Below are 26,380 nucleotides of genomic sequence, written 5' to 3'. Positions count from 1 at the left end.
AAGGGAACGACCGATAACCGTCACAGCTTGAAGGAGAACAAGCATGTCATTTCGCAGTCGAGTTTCGAAACTATCGATGGGCGCCGTCGCGCTCGCAACGCTAAGTCTGCTGACACCTTCCGCCCAAGCCGCCGCACCGGAATCCAATGACCCGATCAAGATCGCGCTGTTCGACTGGACCAGCGTCAATCTGAACGCCAAGATCCTCGGCGGCATCCTGGAAAAGCTCGGCTATACCGTCGAATACCCGACCGCCGACTACCTCTCCAGCCTGACCACCGGCCTCACCAATGGCGACCTCGATGTCGGGCTGGAATTCTGGGACACGACTGCCGGCGAAGCGATGAAGGCCTCCGATGCGACCGGCCAGACCGAGCGGCTGGGCAAGCTTGGACCGAAGGCCAAGGAAGAATGGTGGTTCCCCGAATATATGAAGGAGAAATGCCCGACCTTGCCGGATTGGCATGCCTTGCTCGACCCGACATGCGCCGCCTCGTTCTCGACGGCGGAGACCGCACCGAAGGGGCGCTATCTCGGCGGCCCGGTAACATGGGAAGGTTTTGACGACGAGCGCGTCGCGGCGCTGAAACTGCCCTTCACCGTCATCCATGCCGGCACCGATGCGGCGATGTTCGCCGAACTCGATTCCGCCTATCAGCGCAAGGCGCCGATCATGCTGTGGATCTATTCGCCGCACTGGGCGCCGGCCAAGTACAAGGGCGAATGGGTGCAATTCCCCGAATACACGCCCGAATGCTACAACGATCCGAAATGGGGCGTGAACCCCGACGCCAAATATGACTGCGGCAAGCCGCATGGCGAGATCTGGAAATATGCGTGGAACGGCATGAAGGACAAATGGCCGGTCGCCTACAAGGTGGCCAAGGCCTTTGCGATCGATACCGACGAGCTCAACAAGATGAGCGGAGAGATCGACCTTGACGGCAAGAAGCCGGAAGAGGTCGCCGCCGCCTGGATCGCCGCGCATGAGGCAGACTGGAAAGCCTGGGCGCAGTGATCGTTCCGACTGGAAAAGCGGGATCCGGCCGTCGGTCGGCCGGGTCCCAAGTCTTGATGTTCCAGAAGGACGATTGGATGACGGACGGGACTGAACTGGGATCGACGCGACCGGGCACGGACAGCCGCCCGGTAAAACTTGCCTGCCGCAATGTGTGGAAGCTGTTCGGCGCGAACGCGGCCAGTTTCATCCGCGAGCGCGACGGCAAGGCCAGCATGGCCGATGTCACTGCTGCCGGACTGGTCGGCGCCGTGCGCGCGGTCGATCTCGAAATCCGCCAAAGCGAGATCTTCATCATCATGGGCCTGTCGGGCTCCGGGAAATCCACATTGGTGCGCTGCATGTCGCGGCTGGTCGAACCGAGCCACGGCAAGATCGAATTCGAAGGCAAGGACCTGCTCAAGATTTCCGATGCGGCGCTCATCGAATTGCGCCGCCACCGCATGGGCATGGTGTTCCAGAATTTCGCGCTGCTGCCGCATCTCAATGTGCTCGACAACATCGCCTTTCCGCTCAGCATCCAGGGGCAGGACCGGGCGACGCGCGAGGCACGCGCCCGCGAGGTCATCGAACTTGTCGGCTTGCGCGGCCGCGAGCATTTCTATCCGCGCGAATTGTCCGGCGGGCAGCAGCAGCGTGTCGGCATCGCCCGCAGCCTAGCGACCAAGCCGGAGATCTGGTTTCTCGACGAGCCGTTTTCCGCGCTCGATCCGCTGATCCGCCGCGAGATGCAGGACGAGCTGATGCGGCTGCAGACCATGCTGCACAAGACCATCGTCTTCATTACCCATGATTTCGACGAAGCGATCCGGCTGGCCGACCGCATCGCCATCATGAAGGACGGCGAGGTCATCCAGATCGGCACGCCGGAGGAACTGGTGGTCAACCCGTCGACCGATTATGTCGCCGAGTTCACCCGCAACGTGGACCGCGCCAAGGTGATCTCGGCGCGCAGCCTGATGCGCGCCTGCGATGGTTCGGAGCATGGCGGCACGGTTTCGCCGGATGCCAAGATCGCCAGTTTCTCGGCCAGCATCGTCTCAGCCGGCAAGCCGTTCGCCGTGGTCAACGGCACCGGCAAGCCGATCGGCGAAGTGACGCCGCAAGCGGTGATCGATCTGCTGGCCGGCGTCGAGCACGCGAGAGCCGACGCATGACGGTGACGGCAAGCGCCAGCGAGGTCAGGCCGCCGCTTCGGCGGTGGCTGCTCGTCTGGGCGCTTGCCCTTGCCGCCGTGCTCGTGGTGTTCCTGCTGCAAGACATCGCTCCCTGGGCCGTCAACTATCCGGCGAGCGCCGTCGTGCCTGTCGCCGACTGGGTCAGCGCGCTGATGGGCTGGATCAAGTCGAACCTGTCGTGGCTGACGCGCTCGATCACCGCGGTTCTCGGCGTGCCGCTCGATTTCGCGCTCAATCTCTTGGCCAAGAATTTCAAGATCGGCCATGGCGCGGACGCCTATGTCCTGCCGTGCCTCTCCTGGGTTGGCGTCTGCGCCGTCGCCTTCATCGCCGGACATGCCGTAGGCGGCCGGAAACTCAGCCTGCTGGTCGGCGGCTGCTTCCTCTACATCGCGCTATTCGGCCAATGGACCAGCGCCATGCTGACGCTGGCGCTGATCTCGATCGCCGTGCCGTTCTGCATCGTCACCGGCCTGTTCGCCGGCATCTGGGCCTGGCGTAAGCCGTGGGCGGAAAGGCTCATCGTCTCCCCTGCCCTCGACCTGATGCAGACGATCCCGACCTTCGCCTATCTCATCCCAATGCTGCTCCTGTTCGGCAACAGCCCGGTATCGGCGATGATCGCCACCGCCATCTTCGCCACGCCGCCGATGGTGCGGGCGACGATGCTCGGCCTGTCGCGGGTGCCGCTGGAGATCGGCGAATTCAGCGACATGGCCGGCTGCACGGCGCGGCAGAAACTGTGGCGGGTGCTGCTGCCCTCGGCGCGGCCGACGCTGATGGTCGGCGTCAACCAGGTGATCATGCTGGCGCTCAACATGGTCATCATCGCCTCGATGATCGGCGCCGGCGGCCTCGGCTACGACGTGCTCTTGGCGCTTCGCGCGCTGAAAGTCGGCGAGGCGATGGAAGCCGGTCTCGCCATCGTGGCGCTGGCGATCGCGCTCGACCGGCTGAGCCAGGCGATCGCGCACAAACAGGCAAAGGGCCATGTCCATCAGGTGGTGAGCCCGAGTTTCCGGCGGCGCTACCCCAACCTGACGCTGGCCATCGCCATCCTTGCCGTCACCACGCTGCTCGGACTGTTCGTGCCGGCCTTCGCTGCGGTACCGAAGGCGATCACCTTCACCACCGCGCCGCTGTGGAAGGCGGCGGTGAACTGGGTGACGATCAACTTCTTCGACGCGATCGAAGCCTTTCGCGTGGCGCTGATCCTCAATGTGCTCAACCCGGTGCGCGCCTTTTGCGAAGGCTTTCCCTGGCTCGGCGCGGTTTTTTTGCTCGGCCTTGCCGGCTATCAGCTTTCGGGCCCGCGTCTGGCTGCCCTGGTCGCCGCATTGACCGCCTTCTGCGCCATCACCGGCCTGTGGGAAAAGACCATGGCGACGGTCTATCTCTGCGGCATCTCGGCCTTCATCGCTTGCCTGATCGGCATTCCGATCGGGCTCGCGGCCTCACGCAGCGACCGCTTCGAGAAGCTCGTCACGCCCATCATCGACACGCTGCAGGTACTGCCGTCCTTCTGCTTCATCATCCCGGTGGTGATGCTATTCAGGGTCGGCGACGTGACCGCCATGATCGCAACGATCGCCTTCGCCGTGGTGCCGGCGATCCGCTACACCAATCACGGCATAAGACAGGTGCCGCCGGCGCTGATCGAGGCGGCCAAGGTGTCGGGCTGCACGCCGCGCCAGACCTTCTTTCGCGTGCAATTGCCGCTGGCGCTGCCGGAGATCATGCTCGGCGTCAACCAGACCATCCTGATGGCGCTGGCGATGATCATCATCTGCGCCATGGTCGGCACGCGCGATCTCGGCCAGGAGGTGTTCATCGCGCTGTCCAAGGCCGACTCGGGCCGCGGCATCGTCGCCGGCCTCGCCATCGCCTTCATCGGCATCGTCGCCGACCGGCTGTTCAACGCCTGGACGGCGAAGGCACGGGCAAGGTTGGGATAGACGGAAGATGCGCCGCGGCTATTCCGCCGCGACGCCCTTCACCTCGAGATAGCTCTCCATGGAATCATCCAGCGCCTGCAGCCAGGGCGTGTGATGCAGCGGCGCCATGGTGCCGGTCATCAGCGAGCGGTAGGCGTGGTCGCGGAAGCCCATAATGTCTTCCGCCTTATGGTGTTCCCACTCCATGAAGGTCTGGTTGACCGCTTCGACATCGAAGCCGGGATAGTCGGTCTGGTCCATCAATTCCTTGGTGTAGTCGCCCTGGAACCAGATCATCTGCTCGGCATCTTCCAGCGTTTCCTCGCGGGCGCGCCACTTGGCGCTGTGTTCGGCCATCGCCTTGGGAGAGGGAAGCTTGATGCGGCCCATGATGACATCGCGCGCGAACCAGGCCTGCGCGTCGAACATGTTGAAGGTGTAGAACTGGTCCTGCATGCCGATATAGGACAGCTTCGGATTCTTCTCCCACACCACGCCTTCATAGAGGTCGAGCGGCCACATGCGGTTAGCCGTCTTGAGCTTGAGGTCGTCGGTCAGGAAGGGGAAGGAATGCAGATAACCGGTGCACAGGATGATGGCGTCGACATCCTTGGTGGTGCCGTCCTTGAAGTGCGCCGTCTTGCCGACGACTTTCTGCAGCAACGGCACCTCTTTCCAGTTCTCCGGCCATTTGAAGCCCATCGGCTTGGAGCGATAGCTGGAGGTGATGGATTTGGCGCCGTATTTGTAGCATTGCGACCCGATATCCTCGGCCGAATAGGAGCGGCCGATGATCAATATGTCCTTGCCCTTGAATTCCATCGCGTCGCGGAAGTCATGGCTGTGCAGGATGCGGCCGTTGAAGGTGGCAAAACCCTCGAAATAGGGAACGTTGGGGACGGAGAAATGGCCTGAGGCGACGACGACGTTGTCGAACTCTTCGGAATAGGTGACGTCGTTGGTGCGGTCATGCGCGGTGACGGTGAATTTCTGGGTCTCGTCCGAGAAGGTCACCATGCGCACCGGGCTGTTGAAGCGCACCCATTTGCGCAGGCCCGATTTTTCGACGCGGCCCTTGATATAGTCCCACAGTACCGCACGCGGCGGATAGGAGGCGATCGGCCGGCCGAAATGTTCCTCGAAAGTGTAGTCGGCGAATTCCAGGCATTCCTTCGGGCCGTTCGACCAGAGGTAGCGGTACATCGAGCCATGCACGGGATCGCCATGCTCGTCGAGGCCGGTGCGCCAGGTGTAGTTCCACAGACCGCCCCAGTCCGACTGCTTTTCGAAGCAGACGATTTCAGGGATATCGGCGCCCTTGTCTTCAGCCGACTTGAAGGCCCTGAGCTGTGCCAGGCCGGACGGTCCGGCGCCGATGACGGCAACACGAGTTTTCATTTCCAGGGCCTCCTCATTTTTGATTTCCCCAGCGAAACAAATTTCACTGACAGTGACACTAATTGGCCCTTCGGTGCTGTCAACAGACATCTGTGGGAACGGCGTTTGCCCGGATGGAATTCCTGGCGAAAAACCTTCGCTGGCAGAAACCATAGGATCGGCGCGTGAGACTTAAGACCGCTTGCCGACACCGCCGCGCTGCTGTATCGCCACCTCTGATGTTCACCTTGAGTGAAATAAATCCGCGAAGTCCGGGGGCGACATGGCGAAAGACAGTTCCAAGGCCGGGCTTGCCGGCGCCAAGCCGAAGCCCCAGCCAAAGGTCTCGGCCGACGGCAAGACCATCCGCGCACCGCTGACGCAGAACCCGCACGCCATCCGTGATACACGCGAGAAGGTGCTGGAGGTGGCAATCGGCCGCGAGGTGCGGGCGTTCCGCAAGAAGCTCGGCATCACCGTCGCCGATCTCGCCGTAGCCACCGACATTTCGCTGGGCATGCTGTCGAAGATCGAGAACGGCATAACCTCGCCGTCGCTGACCACGCTGCAGGCGCTGTCGCGGGCGCTCGGCGTTCCCGTCACCGCCTTCTTCCGCCGCTTCGAGGAGGAGCGCAGTGCTGTCTTCGTCAAGGCCGGCGAAGGCCTGGATGTCGAGCGCCGCGGCACACGTGCCGGTCACCAGTACAATCTGCTCGGCCATATCGGCTCCAACACCAGCGGCGTCGTCGTCGAACCCTACCTGATCACGCTGACCGAAGATTCGGACGTGTTCCCAACTTTCCAGCATGAGGGCATGGAGTTTCTCTACATGCTCGAAGGCGAGGTCGTTTACCGGCACGGCAGCAACCTCTACCCGATGAAGCCGGGCGACAGCCTGTTCTTCGACGCCGACGCACCGCACGGACCGGAGCAGCTGACGAAGCTGCCGATGCGGTATCTGTCGATCATCTGCTATCCGCAGAACAGCGCGGGGTGAGATTGGCAATCTCCCGCCTTCTGGAGGAGATCGGCAGCTTCGGCAGCAGCTCTAATCCGGCCCAAACCCCGGTGACGTCGCGCTCCCATCATCAAGCTTCGACAGCCACTCGACCAGCGTCGGCCGGTACCGTGTCAGGCCCTTGTAGGTGGCGAGTTCCTCGGGCAGGTCGCGGATGACGCGGTGCAGGCGGCGCGCCCATTTCGGCTGCGTCACGAGTTCGTCCATCTTGATCAGGTAGCAGCGGATCGGGAAGACAATGCCGTTGGAGCGCGGCAGCCGCCAGAAGCTTTGCAGTTCGACGCGCAGATGCACCTTGTCGCCGACATTCTCGGGCGTCACGGTCGTCCGGTCCGGACCCCATTTGTGATAATTCTCCGGGCTGGTATCGAGCCGCGGATTGATGGTCATCGTCCAGTTGAGCCGCCGCGCCGGCTTGCCCTGCTGGATGTTGGTGAGGAATTTCAGCGCGCGGGTGAAAATGCCCTTCTCATGCGCCAGCGGCACCGGCGCGTGCCACTCGAAAAAATTCATGCCGATGTCGAAATCGAGCGACCAGTCGGCCTGGGTGGTGACCATGCCGGCATCCATCCACAGATTGCCGTCGCGCTGGTCGAGGATGCAGAAATCGCCCTGGCTCTGGCGGGTGATGTATTCCATCGGACCATAAGGCAGGGTCGAGGTGTCGCCGAAGGTGAAGGTGTCGTCGATGCCGAGCGGCCGGTTGACCCAGCGCCAGCGGTCGCCGTCCCGCGTCAGCGTGAAATGCTCGGGATAGCCCAGCGCCTGCTGTTCCATCAGCAGTTCGAGCAGATCCCAGCCGGCCAGCGTCATGTGCGGCAGCGACTGGCAGCGTAGCGGGTCCTCGGCGAGCACCAAAGCGCGGTCCTGCATCTCGGCGACATAGTGCTCGTCGACGTCGATCAGGTTCTCCAGCACGCTGCCCTTCGGCCCGACGACATGCGGCTCGATGTTGACCGCATACATGTAGGCGTCTTCATGGAACGGGAACGGGAACCGCCTGATGTGCTCCGGGCTGTTCCTGAAGGTGAAATCGTCGCGGAAGGTTTCCTTGCGAAAGGTGATGCCCAATCTCGCCTCCTATCTTTCCAGCACCAGCGACCGGCCCTCGAAGCGCGACACGCACGGCATGATCTTGCAGCCGGAGCGATGGTCTTCCTCGCTCAGCCAGTGGTCGTTGTGGATGAACCTGCCATCGTAAGAGATGACGTTGGTTTCGCACTGGCCACAGACGCCGCCGCGGCAGAGATAGGGCGGATCGACGCCGGCCGCCTCGATCGCTTCCAGCAGGCTCTGCTGTTCATCGACGCGGATCGTCTTGCCGCTGACTGCCAGGGTCACGTCAAAAGGCAGGCCGGGCTGGGGTGCCGCGAAATGCTCGAAATGCACGGCTTCCGATGGCCAGCCAAAGGCGGCCGCGCGGTCGCGCACCCAGTTGATCATGCCGGCGGGGCCGCAGATATAGAGATGCGTGCCGAGCGGCTGCGTCGACAGCAGCCGGTCGAGATCGACGCGCTCGTCACGGTCGTCATGGTAGAGCCTGATGCGCCTGTCGTAGCGCTCCCGCAGCACATCGGCATATGTGCCGAGCGAGGCAGTGCGGCAGGTATAGTGCAGTTCGAAATTGCCGCCCTCGCCCGCCAGCTGCGCGGTCTGCGCCATGAACGGCGTGATGCCGATGCCGCCGGCCAGCATCAGATGTTTTTTTGCGCGCAGGTCGAGCGAGAACAGATTGACGGGATAGCTGATCACCATCTCCAGGCCCGGCTTGACGGACCGGTGCATGAACAGCGAGCCGCCGCGACCGACGTCGTCGCGGCGCACCGAGATGGTGTATTCGCGTGTGTCGAGCGGCGAACCCATCAGCGAATAGGGATTGAGCCGGGTGCGGTCGCCGTCGCGCATCTCGACCACGACATGGGCACCGCCGGAAAAGGTCGGCAACAGCTCGCCGTCGCGCCGGCGGAAATGGAAGCGGGTGACCAGTTCGTTGACCGGGACGACATCACTGACGACGACATCGAGTTTTGTGGTGCCGGTGCTCATGGGAAGGCCTCCTCGATTGGAGGAATCTCCGAGCGATCCTCGGCGTTGATGCAGACGCCCTGGAAAGCCGCCAGCCGCCTGGAATAGTGATCGCGCACAAGAAGCAGCAGGCCGCAATGCGAACAGGTGGCGGGCTGCGTCGTCACGTTCTCGGTGATGCCCTTGCAGTGCACGCACTGCATCCGCCTCGCCAGCGAGCCGCGATGCTCCGTCTGCATGGACGTGTGGTCGATGCCGGCTTCGAGCGCCACCTGCATGGCCTGGCCGATCAACCCTTCGGTGCCGGCGAGGTAGACACGCAGGCCCATATGCGCATTGCTCAACGTCTGTTTCAGTCGTGGCACCAGGCTGGCAAAGGACGGCGCTTGATGGAACTGCGCCGGCTTCAGCGCTTCGAGGGCGGCGACATGTTTGCCGTCGGGGCCCGGAATGAATACGATTTCGGCGCCGTCGAAAAACCCGGTCGGCGCTCGTGCGGCCATGTCTGAAATAGCGAGCGCACCTTCGGCATCGGCGATGAACAGATGATGCTTGCCGGGCTGCGGAGAGAGCGTTCCGTAGACCGGCCGGCTGATAATGCTTTTGGCTGCCATTTAAGTCTTCGTGCCTCGAACCCCTCGCTGTTGATTATGCCTCAGCCTTTCGCCGTGCGCTTGGTCTTCTTGGGATCGTCGAACGGCAGTGGCTGCGCCATCGCCTTGATCGCTCCGCTCTTGTTGCGGACTTCGAGCTTGGTGTCGTTGACCGCGCAGTCAACGTCGAGACGGGCGATGCCCATCGATTTCTTGACCAGCGGCGAGTACATGGCGCAGGTCACCACGCCGACCTTTTTGCCGTCGCGATAGACCGGCGCCCCCTCGTCGGCCGGCTCCTTGCCGTCGAGCAGCACGCCAAAAATCTTGAAGCGCTCCTTGCCCTTCAGGCGGTAATGTTCCTCGGCCCCACGGAAGCCGGTCTTGCCCGGGCTGACAGTGAAGTCGAGGCCTAGCTCCCACAGCGTGTCGCCGGGGCCTTCATTCTCGAAGGGATACTTTTGCGAGTTGTCGTAGGGATAGAACAGCAGGTAGCTTTCGACACGCAGCATATCGAGTGTGGTGAAGCGGCACGGAATGATCCCGACGCTCTTGCCCTCGTCGAGAATCCTGTCCCAGATCGTGCCGGCATCCTGGCCGCGGCAGAAGATTTCGTAGCCGCGCTCGCCGGTATAGCCGGTGCGCGAGATCATCACCGGGAAACCGAAGAGCTGCGTCTGCATGTGATGGAAATAGTTGAGATCGCGAATCCCCGGCACATGCTTGGCCAGATAGTCGACCGCCGACGGTCCCTGCAGCGACAGATCGTGCAGATTGTCGTCGAAGCGTAGCGAGACATCGCGGCCCATCGCGGCGCGCTGCAATTCCTCATGACCGGTGCCCGAGCCATGCACGACCATCCAGCTGTTCGGGCCGGTGCGGTAGAGAATGCAGTCGTCGGTGAATTTTCCCGCCTCGTTCAGCATGCAGGCATAGGCCGATTTGCCGGGGTAGATCTTTTCCACGTCGCGGGTGGTTGCGAGATCGATGAGATGCGACGCGTGCGGCCCTGTGATGTGCACCTTCTTCAGGCCCGACACATCCATCAGCCCGGCCTTGGTGCGGATGGCCATGTACTCTTCGTCAGCATCCTTGTTGTAGGTCCAGGCGGTGCCCATGCCGCTCCAGTCTTCGAGCTTCGAACCCAGCGCGCGATGGCGATCCGCCAGGGTCGAAAATCTCCAGGATGCCGTCATCCGCTCGTCCTCCGTTCAAAAATCCACTGTTCCCTGCTCCTTGGCGCGATGGCCGGAGCTTTGGAGCGAATATTGACCGCAAACGCGAGAGGGCTGCAATCCCCTGAAAGCAAATAATTTCATTGTCAGGCAAAATTCACCGTCTCAAGCAAATGGTTAACTCAACGTAAATTCGTCTTGACAATTGCCGGAAACGGTCTGAATTTATGAAAAAAATTTCACTCTCTTGAAAGAGAGGGGCGCGTGGTGGATTCGGAACCGGGCGTCGAAAAAAGGGGACAAACCGATGTCAGACCTGCAGCAGCGCATCGAGGCGCTGTACCGTTCCGATTTGCGCGGATCCGCGCTGCTGATCATCTGCCTATGGGCGACGATCCTCTTCGTCCTCTTCATGACATGGCCCCACATCCCGCACGCCGGCATCAGGGCAGTCGTCGCGATTGCCGCCGCCGCCGTGCTGATCTTCAACACGGCGGCGATCCTGGCGATGGTCAAACACTACAAGGAAGACAAGGACTTCATCTACGGCCTCGATATCAAGAACGCCGACGCATCCCGCAACCGCCAGTCCTGAGGTTAGAAGAAATGTCGCGCTATACGCCGCCGGAACAGAGCAAGGCCGGCCAGGTTTTCGATATCGTCGTCGTCGTGGTCGCCATTTTCGTGGCGCTGTGGCTGCCGCTGAAGCTCGGCCTTGCCGGAGCCGCCAAATCCATCGACGCGCTCGATGCCAAGACCTGGGAAGCGCTTGGCCAGAACCCGACCATGGCCGCGATCTGGGAAAGGCTCGGCTACACCCCCGAGACCGCGCACGACATCATCCAGAACCGCTTCCATTATGTCATCGACTGGCCGACGCTGATCATCATGGCGGCGGTGCTGATCGGTTATTTCGTCTTCCTGTTCCGCGCCTCCGACCGCGAATATCGCGACGTCATCAACGAAAAGTTCGACGACAAGTAAGAGTTCCGAAGACAAGAATCGGGAGACGTACCATGTGGATTTCACTCTCTTACGCATGCTGGAGCATCTCGATCGTGCTCGCTTTGTGGATGCTCTACGACTGGTTCAAAGTTGATACGACCTACTCCGAGGACGTTCTGACCTCGTCGCGCGAAGGCGAGCTTGAAGCCGTTTCCGAAAAGCACCGGATCTGAGTGGGGACTGACATGACGGCTGCGGTTGATACGGGACAAACGACGACAATCCACGGCGACAGGGTGTCGCTGCTTCGGGTGCTCGGCCCCGCCCATGTCTGGGCGCTCGGCGTCGGCATCGTTCTGGTCGGCGAATTCACCGGCTGGAATTTCGCCGCCGACAAGGGTGGCGCGCTTGCCGCGCTGATCGTCTGCTGGGTCGTCGGATTGCTCTACACCTCGGTCGCGATGATCGATTCCGAGGTGACATCGACGGTTGCCGCCGCCGGCGGCCAGTATGCGCAAGCAAAGCACATTGTCGGGCCGCTGATGGCGTTCAATGTCGCGCTGTTCCTGGTGTTTGCCTACACGATGCTCGAAGTGTCCGACGCCATCCTGCTTGGCGACACCATCGTCTCAAAGGCGGGCGTCGAAGGGCTCACCCACAATTCCTTCATCGCCGCCACCATCGTCGTGCTGGCCTGGCTCAACTATCGCGGCGTGCTGATGACGCTCAACGTCAACTTCGTCATCACCGCCATCGCCTATGTCTCGATCGTTATCCTGTTCTTCTCGGTCAGCCCGTGGACGCAGGGCGCCGTGCTGAAGCTCAATGAGCTGGTCACCCCCGAAAACGCCTTACCCTATGGCTGGATCGGCGTCATCGCCGCCTTCCAGTTCGGCATCTGGTACTATCTCGGCATCGAGGGCACCACGCAGGCGGCAGAGGAAGTGCGCTCGCCGGCCCGCTCCCTGCCCTACGGAACCATGGCCGGCATGATCACGCTTTTGATCGCCGCCGCCATGACCTGGTATGTCTGTGCCTCGCTGATGCCCTGGGAATATCTCGGCATCACCTATTATCCGCTGTGGGACGCCGGCAAGCTCACCGGCAGTCCGCTGCTCGAGAACCTCTTGTTCATCGCGACGCTGCTGGCGGCATTGGCATCGGCCAATGGCTGCATCAACGACGCGGCGCGCGCATGGTTCTCGCTCGGCCGCGACCGTTATCTGCCGAGCTGGTTCTCGGCGGTGCATCCGAAATACCGCACGCCTTACCGCTCCATCCTGTTCCTGCTGCCGATTGCGCTCGCCTTCGCCTTCATCGCCGACCTCAACCAGGCGATCACCTTCTCGATCCTGTCGGGCGTGCTGCAATACACCTTCATGAGCATCAACATCATGATGTTCCGCAAGAAGTGGCCGCTCGGCTCCATCCGCCGCGGCTACACGCACCCGTTCCATCCGCTGCCGGCGATCGTGCTGTTCTGCCTGTGCGTCGTGACCTTCTTCGCCATCTTCCTCGGTTTCGGCTCGCAGCTGATCGCAATGACCATCTTCTATTTCCTGATATCGCTGTGGTTCCATTTCTACCGCTACAAATTCGTGCGGCGCGGCGACCAGTTCACCATGCCGTGGCCGAAACCGCAGGGCTATTGATGGGAGACGGCCCGCCCCGATCCCTGGCGGGCCGGACATGACAAAATGTCCGAAGTGACATCAGCACTGCTCGCCGGGGCGATCGTCGTGGCTCTCGTCCTCCATCTTGCGTGGCTTGCGCGCCGAAGCCGCAACAGGGCATTGGCGGCGCTCGCCGCCGACGAGGCCAGCATCCGCATCGTCATCGCCGACGCCTCGGATGTTTCGGACGGCACCGCCGGCGTCATCACCTGGGAAGGCTCGTGGAACGGCCAACGCGTCCAGTTGCGCACCATCGTCGACACGCTGGCGACGCGAAAGCTGCCGGCGCGCTGGCTCAGCGTTTCGATCACCGAAAAGGTCGCCGTGCCAGCGGCGTTCGACATGATGATGCGGCCGGGCTCGCCGACGACCTTCTCCAATTTCGATCACCTCCAGCATACGCTGCCAAAGGCTCCGGGATTTCCGGCCGAGGCGGTGCTGCGAACCGACCGCCGCGGCACGCGCTTCCCGCAAGGCATCATCGCCGAACATCTGGAACCCTTTTCGGAAGGGCGCGCCAAGGAGCTGCTGATCACGCCAAACGGCGTGCGCATCGTCTGGCTGCTTGCCGAGGCCGAACGGGCGCGCTACGGCGTTTTCCGACAGGCCGCGTTCGCTGAGGCGCAAATCGATCCCGCACTGATCGAGCGGCTGCTCGCCTCGCTCTCGGCGCTGCGCGACGCCATCAACAAAAGCGAACGGCAGGCCGCATGACCAGTTCGAACACGCGGCCGGCGCCGGTAAGCCCTTATCTCGTCCTGGGCTCGGCAATCGTGCTGCCGGCAAGCGGCCATGTCATCCTGGGCGTGCCGGTGCGCGGACTGCAGTTTCTTTTCTTCATGGTGATCCTGGCCTGGGTGACCGCCAAAATCGCGCCGCCCGACGCCAGCTTCATCGGCCGTCATGCCGGAGGCTTCCTGATCTATGCGCTGTCGATTCTCGACGCCTACAAGCTCGCCCGCATCCGCCATGCCCAATGGGTTCACAACGCCGCGCAGGGCAGCGAGAATTCGCAAGGCGGCATCACGCCGCATACGTAACTACAGGAAAATTTTTTTCATATGATTGAATTCGAGCGCCGCATTCGGTACATCATCTCTTAGCTACAAACGCCGGGAGGCTGACATGTGTGGAATTGTCGGACTGTTTTTGAAAGACAAGTCGCTGGAGCCCAAGCTCGGCGCAATGTTGTCGGAAATGCTGGTCTCGCTCAGCGATCGCGGCCCCGACAGCGCAGGCATCGCCATCTATGGCGCGCCTTCCCGCAATGAAGCCAAGATCACCATCCAGTCGGCGAAGCCCGAGCGCGATTTTCGCGACCTCGATACCGAGCTTGCCAAGGCCATCGGCGCACCGGTGAGCATTGCGGTGAAGTCGACCCATGCCGTCGTCAGGACCGCCCCTGCCAAGAGCGACGAAGCGCGCGAGGCGATCCAGGCGCTGCGCCCCGACATCCGCATCATGGGCGCCGGCGACGTGGTCGAGATCTACAAGGAAGTCGGACTGCCGGAGGCGGTTGTCGATCGCTTCGACGTCCGCAAGATGACCGGCACGCATGGCATCGGCCACACCCGCATGGCGACGGAATCGGCGGTGACGACGATGGGCGCTCATCCCTTCTCGACCGGCGCCGACCAGTGCCTGGTGCACAACGGCTCGCTGTCGAACCACAACAATGTTCGCCGCGAACTGATCCGCGAGGGCATGAAATTCGAGACCGAGAACGACACCGAGGTCGCCGCCGCCTATCTCTCTTCCCAGATGGCACATGGCAAGAACCTCGGCGAAGCGCTGGAAGGCACGCTCTCGGACCTCGACGGCTTCTTCACCTTCGTCGTCGGCACCAAGAACGGTTTTGGCGTGGTGCGCGACCCGATCGCCTGCAAGCCCGCCGTCATGGCCGAAACCGACCAGTATGTCGCCTTCGGCTCGGAGTATCGCGCGCTGACCAAACTGCCCGGCATAGACAATGCGAGGGTCTGGGAACCGGAACCCGCAACCGTCTATTTCTGGGAGCATTGAGTTCATGCCGGCAACCAAACTTTCACAGGCCGCGACGCACGACCAGGCATCCCGGATCTTCGATCTCGATGTGTCGTCGCTGCGCGAGCTCAATCAGGCGCTGCACAATCTGACGCCCGGTTCCAACGAAACGGCGTGGGAAGTGCTGCACCCGAAGGGCAGCCATTCCGTCGCTGTCGGCGTCGACCAGCCCGTCACCATCGATGTGCGCGGCAGCGTCGGCTACTATTGCGGCGGCATGAATTCCGGCAGCACCATCACCGTGCATGGCTCGGCCGGACCTGGCGTCGGCGAAAACATGATGTCGGGTTCGATCATCGTGAAAGGCGACGCCAGCCAGTATGCCGGCGCCACCGGCAAGGGCGGCCTGCTGGTCATCGAAGGCAATGCCTCTTCGCGCTGCGGCATTTCGATGAAGGGCATCGATATCGTCGTGCACGGCAATATCGGCCACATGTCGGCCTTCATGGCGCAGTCCGGCAATCTGGTGGTGCTGGGCGATGCCGGCGACGCGCTGGGCGATTCCATCTACGAAGCGCGACTGTTCGTGCGCGGCAAGGTCGAGAGCCTCGGCGCCGACTGTATCGCCAAGGAGATGCGGCCCGAACACCTGGAACTGCTGCAGGGGCTGCTCGATCGCGCCGGCGTCACCGGCGTCCAGCCATCGGAGTTCAAGCGCTACGGCTCGGCGCGCACCCTCTACAATTTCAATATCGACAACGCCGACGCGTATTGAGGCAGCATGACCTATCGCAACCCGCCGACGACGCCGCGCAAATCCGCGACCTTCGACGACTACACGCTTTCCGAAATCCGCCGCGCCGCGGCCACCGGCATCTATGATATCCGGGGCGCCGGCGCCAAGCGCAAGCTGCCGCATTTCGACGACCTGCTGTTCCTCGGCGCCTCGATCTCGCGCTATCCGCTCGAAGGCTATCGTGAGCGCTGCGACACGTCAGTCGTGCTCGGCTCGCGCCATGCCAAAAAGCCGATCGAGCTGAAGATCCCGATCACCATTGCCGGCATGAGCTTTGGTTCGCTCTCCGGCCCGGCCAAGGAAGCGCTCGGACGCGGCGCGACGCTGTCGGGCACCTCGACCACCACGGGCGATGGCGGCATGACCGAGGAAGAGCGCGGCCATTCCAAGCAACTGGTCTACCAATATCTGCCGTCGCGCTATGGCATGAATTTGCGCGACCTGCGGCGTGCCGATGCGATCGAAGTCGTCGTCGGCCAGGGCGCCAAGCCGGGCGGCGGCGGCATGCTGCTTGGGCAGAAGATTTCCGACCGCGTCGCCGAGATGCGCACGCTGCCGAAAGGCATCGACCAGCGCTCCGCCTCGCGCCATCCCGACTGGACCGGCCCGGACGATCTCGAGATCAAGATCCTCGAACTGCGCGAGATCACCGACTGGGAAAAGCCGATCTACGTCAAGGTCGGCGGCGCCCGCCCCTACTACGACACCGCGCTTGCGGTGAAGGCCGGCGCCGATGTCGTCGTCGTCGACGGCATGCAGGGCGGCACGGCGGCAACGCAGGAAGTGTTCATCGAGAATGTCGGCCAGCCGACGCTCGCCTGCATCCGGCCGGCGGTACAGGCGCTGCAGGATCTCGGCATGCACCGCAAGGTGCAGTTGATCGTCTCCGGCGGCATCCGCAACGGCGCCGATGTCGCCAAAGCCTTGGCATTGGGCGTCGACGCGGTCTCCATCGGCACCGCAGCGCTGGTCGCGCTCGGCGACAATGACCCCCGCTGGGAGGCGGAGTATAACGAACTCGGCACCACGGCCGGCGCCTACGACGACTGGCACGAGGGTCGCGACCCGGCCGGCATCACCACGCAGGACCCGGAACTGATGAAGCGGGTCGACCCGGTCGCCGCCGGTCGCCGGCTGGCGAACTATTTGAAGGTGATGACGCTGGAAGCTCAGACCATCGCCCGCGCGTGCGGCAAGAACAGCCTGCACAATCTCGAACCCGAGGACCTCGTCGCCCTGACGATCGAGGCAGCGGCGATGGCCGGCGTGCCGCTGGCCGGCACCAACTGGATACCGGGAAAGAACGGCTTCTGATCAACGAAGGGCCGAAGCCCGCACGCTCTGGGGCCAACGATCGACAAAAAAATGGGGAACTTCCGTGACAGCTGATCTTGCAGAATTCGCAAGGGCGACAAACGTCAAATACTTCATGATCTCCTACACCGACCTGTTCGGTGGCCAGCGCGCCAAGCTGGTGCCGGCACAGGCGATATCAAACATGCAGAAGGACGGCGCCGGCTTTGCCGGCTTCGCCACCTGGCTTGATCTGACGCCGGCGCATCCCGACATGCTGGCGGTTCCGGATCCGGATTCCGTCATTCAGCTGCCGTGGAAACCTGAGGTCGCCTGGGTCGCTGCCAACTGTATCATGGACGACAAGGAGGTCGGCCAGACGCCGCGCAACACGTTGAGGCGGCTGATCGCGGAGGCGGCCGGCGACGGCATGCATGTCAAGACCGGCGTCGAGGCCGAGTTCTTCCTGATCTCGCCGGACGGCAGCGTTATATCAGACCAGTACGACACGGCCTCAAAGCCCTGCTACGACCAGCAGGCGGTGATGCGTCGCTACGACGTCATCGCCGAGATCTGCGACCATATGCTCGCGCTCGGCTGGGGCCCCTACCAGAACGACCATGAGGACGCCAACGGCCAGTTCGAGATGAACTGGGCCTTCGACGACGTGCTGGCCACCGCCGACAAGCACTCCTTCTTCAAATTCATGGTCAAGTCGGTGGCCGAGAAGCACGGCCTGCGTGCCACCTTCATGCCGAAGCCCTTCCAGGGCCTGACCGGCAATGGCTGCCATGCCCACATCTCGGTGTGGGACAAGGCGGGCAAGACCAATGTTTTCGCCGACAATTCGATGGAGCTCGGCCTGTCGGCCAAGGGCAAGAACTTCCTCGGCGGCATCATGAAGCATGCCTCGGCCTTGGCCGCGATCACCAATCCGACGGTCAACTCCTACAAGCGCATCAACGCCCCGCGCACGATTTCGGGCGCGACCTGGGCGCCGAACACGGTGACCTGGACCGGCAACAACCGCACCCACATGGTGCGCGTGCCCGGCCCCGGCCGCTTCGAACTGCGCCTGCCCGATGGCGCCGCCAACCCCTATTTGCTGCAGGCGGTGATCATTGCCGCCGGCCTCGACGGCATCCGCTCGAAGGCCGATCCCGGCAAGCGCTACGACATCGACATGTACCAGCACGGACACACGGTGAAGGGCGCGCCGAAACTGCCACTCAACCTGCTCGACGCGCTGCGCGAGTTCGACAAGGACAAATCGCTCAAGGCGGCGCTGGGTGAGGAATTCTCGTCGGCATACCTAAAGCTGAAGCACCAGGAATGGAATTCCTATGCGTCGCACTTCACGCAATGGGAGCGCGACCACACGCTGGATATCTAGAGCATCGGACCGAAAAGTGTGACGCGGTTGTCGGGAAAATCCTGTGCGGTAGCAAAAATGCTAGCGGTGCGAGCGACCTCGGAATGAACTGATGAAATACTCGATCTTCTCGCTCGCCCGTGCCGCCCTTTCCGGCCACAAGAACTGGCAGCGCACCTGGCGCGACGCCACGCCAAAGGACCGCTACGACGTGGTGATCATCGGCGGCGGCGGCCATGGCCTGGCCACCGCCTGGTTCCTCGCCAGCGAATACGGCATCAGAAATGTCGCCGTGCTGGAAAAGGGCTGGATCGGCTCCGGCAATGCCGGCCGCAACACCACCATCATCCGCTCCAATTACGGCCTGCCCGGCAATACCGGCTTCTACGAATTGTCGATGAAGCTGTGGGAGCGGATGGAGCAGGACCTCAACTACAATGCGATGGTCAGCCAGCGCGGCGTCATCAACCTCTACCATTCCGACGCGCAGCGCGACGCCTATGCGCGGCGCGGCAACACCATGCGTATCAACGGCATCGACGCCGAACTGCTCGACCTCGCGGCGGTCAAGAAGATGATGCCATTCCTGAACTTCGACAATGCGCGCTTTCCCGTCCAGGGCGGGCTGCTGCAGCGGCGCGGCGGCACGGCGCGGCACGACGCCGTGGTCTGGGGCTATGCCCATGCGGCGAGCGCGCTCGGCGTCGACATCATCCAGAATTGCGAAGTGACCGGCTTTGTCAGGGATGCCAATGGCAAGGTGACCGGTGTCGAGACCTCGCGCGGCAGGATCGGCGCCGGCAAGGTCGGCATGGCGGTCGCCGGCTCCTCGTCGCGGGTCGCTGATATGGCGGGCCTTCGCCTGCCGATCGAAAGCCACGTGCTGCAGGCCTTCGTCTCCGAGGCGATCAAGCCGTTGATCCCCAATGTCATGACCTTCGGCGCCGGCCATTTCTATGTCAGCCAGTCGGACAAGGGCGGCCTTGTCTTCGGCGGCGACATTGACGGCTACAATTCCTACGCCCAGCGCGGCAATCTGCCTGTCATGGAGGATGTCTGCGAGGGCGGCATGGCGCTGATGCCGATGATCGGCCGCGTGCGGCTTTTGCGCCAGTGGGGCGGCATTATGGACATGTCGATGGACGGCTCGCCGATCATCGACAAGACGCCGGTCGACGGACTCTATCTCAACGCCGGCTGGTGCTATGGCGGCTTCAAGGCGACGCCCGGCTCAGGCTTCGTCTTTGCTCATCTTTTGGCCCGCGACACGCCGCATGAGGAGGCCGCAAGGTTCCGCCTCGACCGCTTCCGGACTGGCGCCATGATCGACGAAAAGGGCCAGGGCGCCCAACCGAACCTGCACTGAGGACGGCCGGAAAATCATGCGCATTGTCTGTCCCTTCTGCGGCGAACGCGAACTCGGCGAGTTCACCTATCTCGGCGACGCCAAGCCGGTGCGGCCGGCGGCGGATGCCCGAGAGGAAGCTGTCTACGACTATGTCTATCTGCGCGACAATGTCGCCGGCGTGATGAGCGAGAACTGGTATCATGGCGGCGGTTGCCGGGCGTGGCTGAAGGTGACCCGCAACACACTGACGCATGAGATTTCGGCGATCGAACCGGCGGCCGGCGCCGGTGCGGCGAAGGTTGGCGCGTAGTGGCCGGCGCGCAGACAAACCGGCTCGACAAGGGCGGTCTCATCGACCGCTCGGCGCCACTGAATTTCCGCTTCGACGGCAAGAGCTTTTCCGGCTTCCAGGGCGACACGCTGGCGTCGGCGCTGGTTGCCAATGGCGTCAAGCTGGTCGGCCGCTCGTTCAAGTATCATCGCCCGCGCGGCATCCTGACCGCGGGCTCGGAAGAACCCAATGCGCTGGTCGAACTGCGCACCGGTGCCCGGCGCGAGCCGAACACCAAGGCGACGACGGCCGAGCTTTATGAAGGCCTTGAGGCCGCCAGCCAGAACCGTTGGCCATCGCTGCGCTTCGATGTGATGTCGGTCAACCAGTTGTTTGCGCCGATCTTCGTCGCCGGCTTCTACTACAAGACCTTCATGTGGCCGGCGAAATTCTGGGAGGCGATCTACGAGCCGGCGATCCGCCGCGCCGCCGGCCTTGGCCGCGCTGCGGGCGTCGCCGATCCCGATCACTACGACAAGGCCTGGGCGCATTGCGATGTGCTGATCGCCGGCTCTGGCCCGGCCGGCCTGGCGGCAGCATTGGCCGCTGGCCGCAGCGGCGCCCGCGTCATCCTGTGCGAAGAGGATTTTGCGTTCGGCGGGCGCCTGCTGTCGGACGGCGGCACGATCGACGGCCTGCCGGCCGCCGAATGGCTGTCGCGGACGCTGGCCGAGCTGGCGGCAATGCCCGGTGTCCGCATCATGAACCGCACGACGCTGTTCGGTGTCTATGACGGCGGCACCTATGGCGCGCTGGAGCGGGTCAACGACCATCTGCCCTCGCCGCCCGAACATCAGGTGCGCCAGCGGATGTGGCGCATCGTGGCCAAACGCTGTGTGGTCGCGGCCGGCGCCCTTGAGCGGCCGATCGTCTTTGCCGGCAACGACACGCCCGGCGTGATGATGGCTTCGTCGATGCGAACCTATGTCGGACGCTACGCCGCCGTTCCGGCGAAGCGCATCGCGCTGTTCACCAACAATGAGGATGGCTGGCGCACGATCGAGACCGCACTCGGTGCCGGGCTGCAGATCGCAGCGGTGATCGACGCGCGGCCAGACGTTTCGCCGGCACATCGCTCGCTGGCCTCCAAGAATGGCTTCACGGTGCTGCACGGTGCCGTCAGCGGCGTTGACGGCGGCAAGGACGGTGTTCGGAAAATCGCGGTGTCGCTCACGGGCGGCGCGCGCGCCGAAGTCGAGGCCGACGGGCTCGTGGTTTCCGGCGGCTGGAACCCGGCGGTCGGGCTCACCTCCTATCATCGCGGCCGGCCGAAATGGCGCGACGACATCGCTGCCTTCGTGCCCGACGGCGCGCCTCCCGGCATGGTCGCAGCCGGTGCCGCCAACGGCGACTTCGGCCTTAGCGCCTGCCTCGCCCAAGGGTTTGCCGCCGGCGCGGCAGCGGCACATGATGCCGGACACAATGGCAAGGCCGGCACCGCGCCTGTTGCCAACGACGAGGCATTCTCGCTGACGCCGCTCTGGCACGTCGCCGGCAAGGGCAAGGCTTTCGTCGACTACCAGCACGATGTCACCGCCTCCGACATCGAACTGGCGCAGCGCGAGGGTTTTGAATCGGTCGAGCATCTGAAGCGTTACACGACGCTTGGCATGGCAACCGACCAGGGCAAGACCTCTAATGTCGCCGGCCTCGCCATCATGGCTGCGGTGACCGGAAAATCCATTCCAGAGACCGGCACGACGATCTACCGGCCGCCTTACGTGCCGGTCGCCATCGGCGCCTTTGCTGGCCATCATCGCGATGAGACGTTCCATGCGACACGGCTGACGCCGTCGCATCACTGGGCCGCCGAACAAGGTGCCGTCTTCGTCGACACCGGCCTGTGGAAGCGCGCGCAATGGTATCCGCGTGCCGGTGAGAAAGACTGGCTGGAATCCGTCACCCGCGAGGTCAAGGCGGTGCGAAGCAGCGTCGGCTTCTGCGATGTCTCGACGCTCGGCAAGATAGACGTGCACGGCCCCGATGCCGGCGCCTTCCTCGACCGCGTCTACATCAACACCTTCTCCAACCTCGCCGTCGGCAAGGCGCGCTATGGGCTGATGCTGCGCGAGGACGGCATCGTCTATGATGACGGCACGACGTCGCGGCTGGCCGAGGACCATTATTTCCTGACCACCACCACGGCCAAGGCCGGGCTGGTGATGCAGCATCTCGAATTCTGCCGGCAGGTGCTGTTTCCCGGGCTCGATGTGCAACTGACCTCGGTCTCCGACCAGTGGGCGCAGTTCTCGATCGCCGGGCCAAAGACCCGCGATCTGCTGAAGGAGATCGTCGACCCGGCGGAGGATCTGTCCAATGAAGGCTTTCCGTTCATGGGCGCGCGGGAAGTCGCTTTGCGCGGCGGCATCACGGCAAGGCTGTTCCGCATCTCCTTCTCCGGCGAGATGGCCTTCGAGATTTCCGTTCCGGCGCGCTATGGCGAGGCGATGGCGCGCAATCTGATGCTGGCAGGCGCGCCATTCGGCGTCACGCCTTACGGCACCGAGGCGCTCGGTGTCATGCGCATCGAAAAGGGCCATATCGCCGGACCGGAACTGAGCGGCACGACGACGGCCGCCGATCTTGGCCTCGGTAAGATGATGTCGACCAAGAAGGACTTCATCGGCCGCGTCATGTCCGGCCGCGAGGCATTGGTCGCGCCCCACCGGCAGGTCGTGGTCGGCATCAAGCCGACGGACGGAGCGCGCCGCTTGCGCTCGGGTGCGCACATCATCCCGAAGGGGCAGACGCCCGGACCTGATAACGACCAGGGCTATGTCACCTCGGTCTGCTTCTCGCCGACGGCAGACCAGTGGATCGGGCTGGCGCTTGTCGAACGCGGACGCGAGCGCATCGGCGAGATCGTTCACGCGCATGACCCGATACGCGGCGAAGATTATGATGTCGAACTCTGCAATCCCGTCTTCTATGATCCGGACGGAGGGCGCCAGCGTGGCTGAGTTTTCCTGGGACATCCGCAGCCCGCTCGACCGTGCGCTCGCGGTGGGACGGTATGGTGCGCATGGCGATGCCGGCGTGACGCTGACCGAGATCCGTAATTTCGACCTCGTCCAGGTGATGGCGCGGCGCGGCAAGGCGGCTGACATGGCCAAGGCTGCGAAAGGCCGGCTTGGTGTTGCCGCCCCAGAAACGCCGAAGGCGGTCCCCACAGCTGACGCAACGCTGATCTGGTCGGGACCGGATCAGTTTTTCGTCCTGTCGAAGGGTGGCAGGCATGCGATTGGGGCGCTTGCGCCTGCCTTTGCTGAATCGGCATCGCTCTCCGACCAGTCGCACGCGCGGGCGCTGATCAGCGTCTCCGGCACCAAGGCGCGGGCGATGTTGGCCAAGCTGTCGTCGATCGATTTGTATGCCGATGCGTTCGCGATTGACGCGGCTGCCACGACCTCGATGGATCACACCAGCGTCACGCTCTGGCGGAGCGCTGATCGAGATGGATTGGCCGTATTCAACGTTCTGGTGTTCGCGACTTTCGCCGAAAGCCTGTGGCACACGATGCTGGATTCGGCTGCGGAGTATGGTGTGGTTATCGGGCATTCAGAAGATTTGGCGTAGCCCTTGCGCGCTTCTTCCCTTCTCCCTTGTGGAGAAGGTGGCCTCGCGAAGCGAGGTCGGATGAAGGAGTGCTCCAGCTTGGCAAAAACTGCGATCCGTCGCCCATCCCTCAACCGTCTCGGCGCTGCGCGCCGATCCACCGCTCGGGGGCGAGCCACGGGTCTCGCCCCGTCCTTCAGACCCCACAAGGGGAGAAGGAAGAAAGGGCAGCCCGCCTTGCCAAACGCAATCGCGCTGCTATTCTTGCTGCTAAAATAATTTTACACACAGGCAAACTTGTTTCTCGAACCGCAAGGCTGAGATGAGCCAGTCGCCCTACCCCGCCGTCCTATCCGGACCGCCGCGCCCGAGCCTCATCCTGAGGCCCGGCCAGATCGCGCTGCCGCCGGGCATGGAGCGGTATACGATCCAGGGCAATGGCGCGGTGCTGATTGAGGTCGAGGCCGGCGACACGATCACGGTGCGCAATGTCGAAGGCGGCCAGGCCTGCGAGTTGCTGGCCTGGGACAGCAACGGCGCCACCGACCCCGGCATCTTCGGCGAGACATCCAACAGCAATGCCGCCGGCATCAAGGCGCTACTCGCCGAGGGCGATGACAGTCTGGGCGCGTTGCGGCGTGGGCTGGCGCGTCGACAGGTGCAGCTCGATCAGGCAAAGGCGGTGCGGGTGTTCGGCGCCACCACGCCTGCCGGTACGGAACAGGCATTCCCCGTCACCCGCGACGGCTCGATGATCATCGCCGCCCCCGGCGGGCCGATGCTGGTCGACGGCCATGACACGGCTACGCCGCTTACCGTCATCGTGCGCCGTGCCACGATCCGCCTGAAAACAAGATCGCAACTTGCAGATCCCCTCGCCGATCCGGTGCTCGATCTGCGCGTCCATTCGGCAACCGCCGAATCCTATTTCGTCAAAGCGGGCGACTATCTGCAGATCATCGATGTCGACGGCCGCCAATGCACCGATTTCCAGTGCTTTTCGGCGCGCAAGCTGGACAGGGGCATCGACCATCCGCTCGATGTGACGACGACCCGCACGCTGATGGGGTCCAGCTATCCGATGCCCGGCCTGCATTCGAAATACTACGACCAGGACATGGAGCCGCTGGTCGAGGTGGTGCAGGACACATGCGGCCGGCATGACGCCTTCGCGCTGGCGTGTGCCGCCAAATATTACGACGACATCGGCTATCCCGGCCACACCAACTGCTCGGAGAATTTCAACGGCGCGCTGGCCGGCAAGGGTGTCAATCCCCGCGCCGGCTGGATGGCGATCAACTTCTTCTTCAACACGACGATCGATGCGCATGGCGTGATGGTGTCCGATGAGCCGTGGTCACGCCCTGGCGACTATGTGCTGCTCAGGGCGTTGACCGACATCGTCTGCGTCTCCTCCGCCTGCCCCGACGACACGACGCCGGCCAATGGCTGGGATCTCACCGACATCCATGTGCGGACCTATTCCGGCCAGCACAAATTCTCGCGAGCGATCGCCAGACGCATGACGCCCGATTCGGAACCGAAAATGACCCGCGAGACATCCTTTCATTCCAGCTTTGCCAAGCATACCCGCAACTTCGCCGAATACCGGGGCTACTGGCTGGCCAACTCCTTCGCCAAGGAAGGCCCGATCGCCGAATACTGGGCCTGCCGGCAGGACGCCGTGATCATGGACCTGTCGCCGCTCAGAAAATTCGAGGTCACCGGCCCGGATTCGGAAGCACTGCTGCAATACACCCTGACCCGCGACGTGAAAAAACTCGGCGTCGGTCAGGTCGTCTACTCCGCCATGTGCTACGAGCATGGCGGCATGATCGACGACGGCACGCTGCTGCGGCTCGGCAAGGACAATTTCCGCTGGGTCGGCGGCGACGATCTGTCCGGCGAATGGCTGCGCGAGACGGCGACAAAGCTCAACCTCAACGTGCTGGTGCGCTCGTCGACCGACCAGATGCACAATGTCGCCGTACAGGGGCCGAAGAGCCGTGACATTCTCAGGGAGGTGATCTGGACCTCGCCGCTGCAGCCGTCGATCGATGAACTCGAATGGTTCCGCTTCGCCGTTGCCCGCATCGGCGGCGGCAATGGCATTCCGGTCGTGGTGTCGCGCACCGGCTATACCGGCGAGCTCGGCTATGAGATCTGGTGCCATCCGCGCGACGCCGAAAAAGCTTTCGACGCTATCTGGGAAGCCGGCCAGCCGCACGGGCTGAAGCCGATGGGGCTGCAGGCGCTCGACATGGTGCGCATCGAGGCCGGGCTGATCTTCGCAGGCTACGAGTTCTCCGACCAGACCGATCCGTTCGAGGCCGGCATCGGCTTCACCGTGCCGCTGAAGACCAAGACCGACGATTTCATCGGCCGCGACGCGCTGATCCGCCGCAGGGAACACCCGCAGACGAAATTGGTGGGCCTCGACATCGACAGCAATGTCGCGGTCGGCCATGGCGATTGCGTGCATGTCGGCCGTGCCCAGATCGGCGTCGTCACGTCAGGCATGCGCTCGCCGGTGCTGAACAAGAACATCGCGCTGGCGAGGCTCGACGTCACCCATGCGGCCATCGGCAGGGAGGTCGAGATCGGCAAGCTCGACGGCCATGCCAAGAGGCTGCCGGCGCGAGTCGTCGCCTTCGCCCATTACGATCCGCAGAAGACCCGGCCGCGCTCCTGACTGCTGCCTTCCGGACAGGGCAAAACCGGGCGCCGGCAGCGCCGCGAGGCGTATAGTTGCCTGCGCGCGCAAGC

The 26,380-nt window shown here is 63.3% G+C and carries 24 protein-coding genes; 19 read left to right on the top strand and 5 right to left on the bottom strand.

The window, feature by feature from the left end:
• The first annotated feature begins 43 nt into the window (after positions 1–43).
• The 3 genes from ACWGS8_RS16530 to ACWGS8_RS16520 all read left to right on the top strand — a co-directional run bounded on the left by ACWGS8_RS16530 (position 44) and on the right by ACWGS8_RS16520 (position 4,151).
• Entirely contained in the window at positions 44–1,018 is a 975-nt protein-coding gene (locus tag ACWGS8_RS16530) for an ABC transporter substrate-binding protein (RefSeq protein ID WP_454581932.1), read from the top strand.
• A 77-nt stretch (positions 1,019–1,095) separates the two neighbouring features.
• A complete protein-coding gene (locus tag ACWGS8_RS16525) occupies positions 1,096–2,175 on the top strand; it encodes a quaternary amine ABC transporter ATP-binding protein (RefSeq protein ID WP_454581931.1) in 1,080 nt (359 codons plus the stop codon).
• Positions 2,172–4,151, top strand: coding sequence for an ABC transporter permease (locus tag ACWGS8_RS16520; RefSeq protein WP_454581930.1), 1,980 nt, complete (start codon positions 2,172–2,174; stop codon positions 4,149–4,151). The genes ACWGS8_RS16525 and ACWGS8_RS16520 overlap by 4 nt, the downstream gene beginning before the upstream one ends.
• A gap of 18 nt (positions 4,152–4,169) precedes the next feature.
• Here ACWGS8_RS16520 and ACWGS8_RS16515 read toward each other — a convergent pair whose 3' ends face one another.
• On the bottom strand, positions 4,170–5,528 hold the full coding sequence (locus ACWGS8_RS16515; protein WP_454581929.1) for an NAD(P)-binding domain-containing protein: 1,359 nt from the start codon (positions 5,526–5,528) through the stop codon (positions 4,170–4,172).
• A 262-nt stretch (positions 5,529–5,790) separates the two neighbouring features.
• Between ACWGS8_RS16515 and ACWGS8_RS16510 the strand changes: the two genes are divergently transcribed.
• Positions 5,791–6,504 carry a helix-turn-helix domain-containing protein gene (locus ACWGS8_RS16510; RefSeq protein ID WP_064983208.1) on the top strand — a complete coding sequence of 238 codons (714 nt, stop codon included), beginning with the start codon at positions 5,791–5,793 and terminating at the stop codon, positions 6,502–6,504.
• 51 nt (positions 6,505–6,555) lie between these two features.
• Here the strand turns inward: ACWGS8_RS16510 and ACWGS8_RS16505 are convergent, their stop codons facing one another.
• The 4 genes from ACWGS8_RS16505 to ACWGS8_RS16490 are packed head-to-tail and all read right to left on the bottom strand — an operon-like array spanning position 6,556 to position 10,339.
• A complete protein-coding gene (locus tag ACWGS8_RS16505; RefSeq protein ID WP_454581928.1) occupies positions 6,556–7,596 on the bottom strand; it encodes a heme-dependent oxidative N-demethylase family protein in 1,041 nt (346 codons plus the stop codon).
• A 9-nt stretch (positions 7,597–7,605) separates the two neighbouring features.
• Positions 7,606–8,571, bottom strand: a complete 966-nt coding sequence (locus ACWGS8_RS16500; RefSeq protein ID WP_454581927.1) for a PDR/VanB family oxidoreductase — start codon at positions 8,569–8,571, stop codon at positions 7,606–7,608.
• The gene (locus ACWGS8_RS16495) at positions 8,568–9,164 is read right to left on the bottom strand and encodes a dimethylamine monooxygenase subunit DmmA family protein (RefSeq protein WP_454581926.1); all 597 of its coding nucleotides are present in this window, start codon (positions 9,162–9,164) and stop codon (positions 8,568–8,570) included. The genes ACWGS8_RS16500 and ACWGS8_RS16495 overlap by 4 nt, the downstream gene beginning before the upstream one ends.
• 41 nt (positions 9,165–9,205) lie before the next feature.
• Positions 9,206–10,339, bottom strand: a complete 1,134-nt coding sequence (locus ACWGS8_RS16490) for an aminomethyltransferase family protein (protein ID WP_454581925.1) — start codon at positions 10,337–10,339, stop codon at positions 9,206–9,208.
• A gap of 286 nt (positions 10,340–10,625) precedes the next feature.
• Between ACWGS8_RS16490 and ACWGS8_RS16485 the strand changes: the two genes are divergently transcribed.
• The 15 genes from ACWGS8_RS16485 to ACWGS8_RS16415 all read left to right on the top strand — a co-directional run bounded on the left by ACWGS8_RS16485 (position 10,626) and on the right by ACWGS8_RS16415 (position 26,306).
• Positions 10,626–10,913 (top strand): hypothetical protein, encoded by a 288-nt coding sequence (locus ACWGS8_RS16485; RefSeq protein WP_032929298.1) that lies wholly within the window; start codon positions 10,626–10,628, stop codon positions 10,911–10,913.
• A gap of 11 nt (positions 10,914–10,924) precedes the next feature.
• Positions 10,925–11,302, top strand: a complete 378-nt coding sequence (locus tag ACWGS8_RS16480) for a hypothetical protein (protein ID WP_454581924.1) — start codon at positions 10,925–10,927, stop codon at positions 11,300–11,302.
• Between the two features lie 32 nt (positions 11,303–11,334).
• Positions 11,335–11,496 carry a hypothetical protein gene (locus ACWGS8_RS16475; protein ID WP_010914756.1) on the top strand — a complete coding sequence of 54 codons (162 nt, stop codon included), beginning with the start codon at positions 11,335–11,337 and terminating at the stop codon, positions 11,494–11,496.
• Between the two features lie 12 nt (positions 11,497–11,508).
• The gene (locus ACWGS8_RS16470; protein WP_454581923.1) at positions 11,509–12,915 is read left to right on the top strand and encodes an APC family permease; all 1,407 of its coding nucleotides are present in this window, start codon (positions 11,509–11,511) and stop codon (positions 12,913–12,915) included.
• Between the two features lie 45 nt (positions 12,916–12,960).
• Complete coding sequence (locus ACWGS8_RS16465; protein WP_454581922.1) at positions 12,961–13,650, top strand: hypothetical protein; 690 nt, start codon at positions 12,961–12,963, stop codon at positions 13,648–13,650.
• Complete coding sequence (locus ACWGS8_RS16460) at positions 13,647–13,976, top strand: hypothetical protein (RefSeq protein ID WP_454581921.1); 330 nt, start codon at positions 13,647–13,649, stop codon at positions 13,974–13,976. Before ACWGS8_RS16465 ends, ACWGS8_RS16460 begins: the two co-directional genes overlap by 4 nt.
• An 85-nt stretch (positions 13,977–14,061) precedes the next feature.
• Positions 14,062–14,958: a class II glutamine amidotransferase gene (locus ACWGS8_RS16455; protein WP_454581920.1), complete on the top strand. Its 897-nt coding sequence runs from the start codon at positions 14,062–14,064 to the stop codon at positions 14,956–14,958.
• 4 nt (positions 14,959–14,962) lie between these two features.
• Complete coding sequence (locus ACWGS8_RS16450) at positions 14,963–15,694, top strand: GltB/FmdC/FwdC-like GXGXG domain-containing protein (protein ID WP_454581919.1); 732 nt, start codon at positions 14,963–14,965, stop codon at positions 15,692–15,694.
• A 6-nt stretch (positions 15,695–15,700) separates the two neighbouring features.
• Positions 15,701–17,029, top strand: coding sequence for an FMN-binding glutamate synthase family protein (locus tag ACWGS8_RS16445; RefSeq protein ID WP_010914750.1), 1,329 nt, complete (start codon positions 15,701–15,703; stop codon positions 17,027–17,029).
• 64 nt (positions 17,030–17,093) lie between these two features.
• Positions 17,094–18,401: a type III glutamate--ammonia ligase gene (gene glnT / locus ACWGS8_RS16440; RefSeq protein WP_454581918.1), complete on the top strand. Its 1,308-nt coding sequence runs from the start codon at positions 17,094–17,096 to the stop codon at positions 18,399–18,401.
• A 91-nt stretch (positions 18,402–18,492) separates the two neighbouring features.
• Complete coding sequence (locus ACWGS8_RS16435) at positions 18,493–19,746, top strand: sarcosine oxidase subunit beta family protein (protein ID WP_454581917.1); 1,254 nt, start codon at positions 18,493–18,495, stop codon at positions 19,744–19,746.
• Positions 19,747–19,762: 16 nt separating this feature from the next.
• Positions 19,763–20,038: a sarcosine oxidase subunit delta family protein gene (locus tag ACWGS8_RS16430; protein WP_454581916.1), complete on the top strand. Its 276-nt coding sequence runs from the start codon at positions 19,763–19,765 to the stop codon at positions 20,036–20,038.
• Positions 20,038–23,019: a sarcosine oxidase subunit alpha gene (locus ACWGS8_RS16425; RefSeq protein WP_454581915.1), complete on the top strand. Its 2,982-nt coding sequence runs from the start codon at positions 20,038–20,040 to the stop codon at positions 23,017–23,019. The genes ACWGS8_RS16430 and ACWGS8_RS16425 overlap by 1 nt, the downstream gene beginning before the upstream one ends.
• A complete protein-coding gene (locus ACWGS8_RS16420; RefSeq protein ID WP_454581914.1) occupies positions 23,012–23,635 on the top strand; it encodes a sarcosine oxidase subunit gamma in 624 nt (207 codons plus the stop codon). The genes ACWGS8_RS16425 and ACWGS8_RS16420 overlap by 8 nt, the downstream gene beginning before the upstream one ends.
• A 301-nt stretch (positions 23,636–23,936) precedes the next feature.
• Positions 23,937–26,306, top strand: a complete 2,370-nt coding sequence (locus ACWGS8_RS16415; RefSeq protein WP_454581913.1) for a DUF1989 domain-containing protein — start codon at positions 23,937–23,939, stop codon at positions 26,304–26,306.
• The last annotated feature ends 74 nt before the right edge of the window (positions 26,307–26,380 follow it).

The organism is Mesorhizobium sp. 43Arga, assembly GCF_053714255.1.
This window is presented reverse-complemented; position numbering and strand designations above follow the sequence as displayed.

What these genes read in the sequence shown, in the direction of transcription:
- ACWGS8_RS16520 (WP_454581930.1), top strand. Translation starts at nt 2,172, where the DNA reads ATGACGGTGACGGCAAGCGCCAGCGAGGTCAGGCCGCCGCTTCGGCGG.
- ACWGS8_RS16435 (WP_454581917.1), top strand. Translation starts at nt 18,493, where the DNA reads ATGAAATACTCGATCTTCTCGCTCGCCCGTGCCGCCCTTTCCGGCCAC.
- ACWGS8_RS16460 (WP_454581921.1), top strand. Translation starts at nt 13,647, where the DNA reads ATGACCAGTTCGAACACGCGGCCGGCGCCGGTAAGCCCTTATCTCGTC.
- ACWGS8_RS16480 (WP_454581924.1), top strand. Translation starts at nt 10,925, where the DNA reads ATGTCGCGCTATACGCCGCCGGAACAGAGCAAGGCCGGCCAGGTTTTC.
- ACWGS8_RS16430 (WP_454581916.1), top strand. Translation starts at nt 19,763, where the DNA reads ATGCGCATTGTCTGTCCCTTCTGCGGCGAACGCGAACTCGGCGAGTTC.
- ACWGS8_RS16415 (WP_454581913.1), top strand. Translation starts at nt 23,937, where the DNA reads ATGAGCCAGTCGCCCTACCCCGCCGTCCTATCCGGACCGCCGCGCCCG.
- ACWGS8_RS16490 (WP_454581925.1), bottom strand. Translation starts at nt 10,339, where the DNA reads ATGACGGCATCCTGGAGATTTTCGACCCTGGCGGATCGCCATCGCGCG.
- ACWGS8_RS16495 (WP_454581926.1), bottom strand. Translation starts at nt 9,164, where the DNA reads ATGGCAGCCAAAAGCATTATCAGCCGGCCGGTCTACGGAACGCTCTCT.
- ACWGS8_RS16525 (WP_454581931.1), top strand. Translation starts at nt 1,096, where the DNA reads ATGACGGACGGGACTGAACTGGGATCGACGCGACCGGGCACGGACAGC.
- ACWGS8_RS16465 (WP_454581922.1), top strand. Translation starts at nt 12,961, where the DNA reads ATGTCCGAAGTGACATCAGCACTGCTCGCCGGGGCGATCGTCGTGGCT.
- ACWGS8_RS16515 (WP_454581929.1), bottom strand. Translation starts at nt 5,528, where the DNA reads ATGAAAACTCGTGTTGCCGTCATCGGCGCCGGACCGTCCGGCCTGGCA.
- ACWGS8_RS16510 (WP_064983208.1), top strand. Translation starts at nt 5,791, where the DNA reads ATGGCGAAAGACAGTTCCAAGGCCGGGCTTGCCGGCGCCAAGCCGAAG.
- ACWGS8_RS16475 (WP_010914756.1), top strand. Translation starts at nt 11,335, where the DNA reads ATGTGGATTTCACTCTCTTACGCATGCTGGAGCATCTCGATCGTGCTC.
- ACWGS8_RS16470 (WP_454581923.1), top strand. Translation starts at nt 11,509, where the DNA reads ATGACGGCTGCGGTTGATACGGGACAAACGACGACAATCCACGGCGAC.
- ACWGS8_RS16530 (WP_454581932.1), top strand. Translation starts at nt 44, where the DNA reads ATGTCATTTCGCAGTCGAGTTTCGAAACTATCGATGGGCGCCGTCGCG.
- ACWGS8_RS16445 (WP_010914750.1), top strand. Translation starts at nt 15,701, where the DNA reads ATGACCTATCGCAACCCGCCGACGACGCCGCGCAAATCCGCGACCTTC.
- ACWGS8_RS16485 (WP_032929298.1), top strand. Translation starts at nt 10,626, where the DNA reads ATGTCAGACCTGCAGCAGCGCATCGAGGCGCTGTACCGTTCCGATTTG.
- ACWGS8_RS16455 (WP_454581920.1), top strand. Translation starts at nt 14,062, where the DNA reads ATGTGTGGAATTGTCGGACTGTTTTTGAAAGACAAGTCGCTGGAGCCC.
- ACWGS8_RS16500 (WP_454581927.1), bottom strand. Translation starts at nt 8,571, where the DNA reads ATGAGCACCGGCACCACAAAACTCGATGTCGTCGTCAGTGATGTCGTC.
- ACWGS8_RS16450 (WP_454581919.1), top strand. Translation starts at nt 14,963, where the DNA reads ATGCCGGCAACCAAACTTTCACAGGCCGCGACGCACGACCAGGCATCC.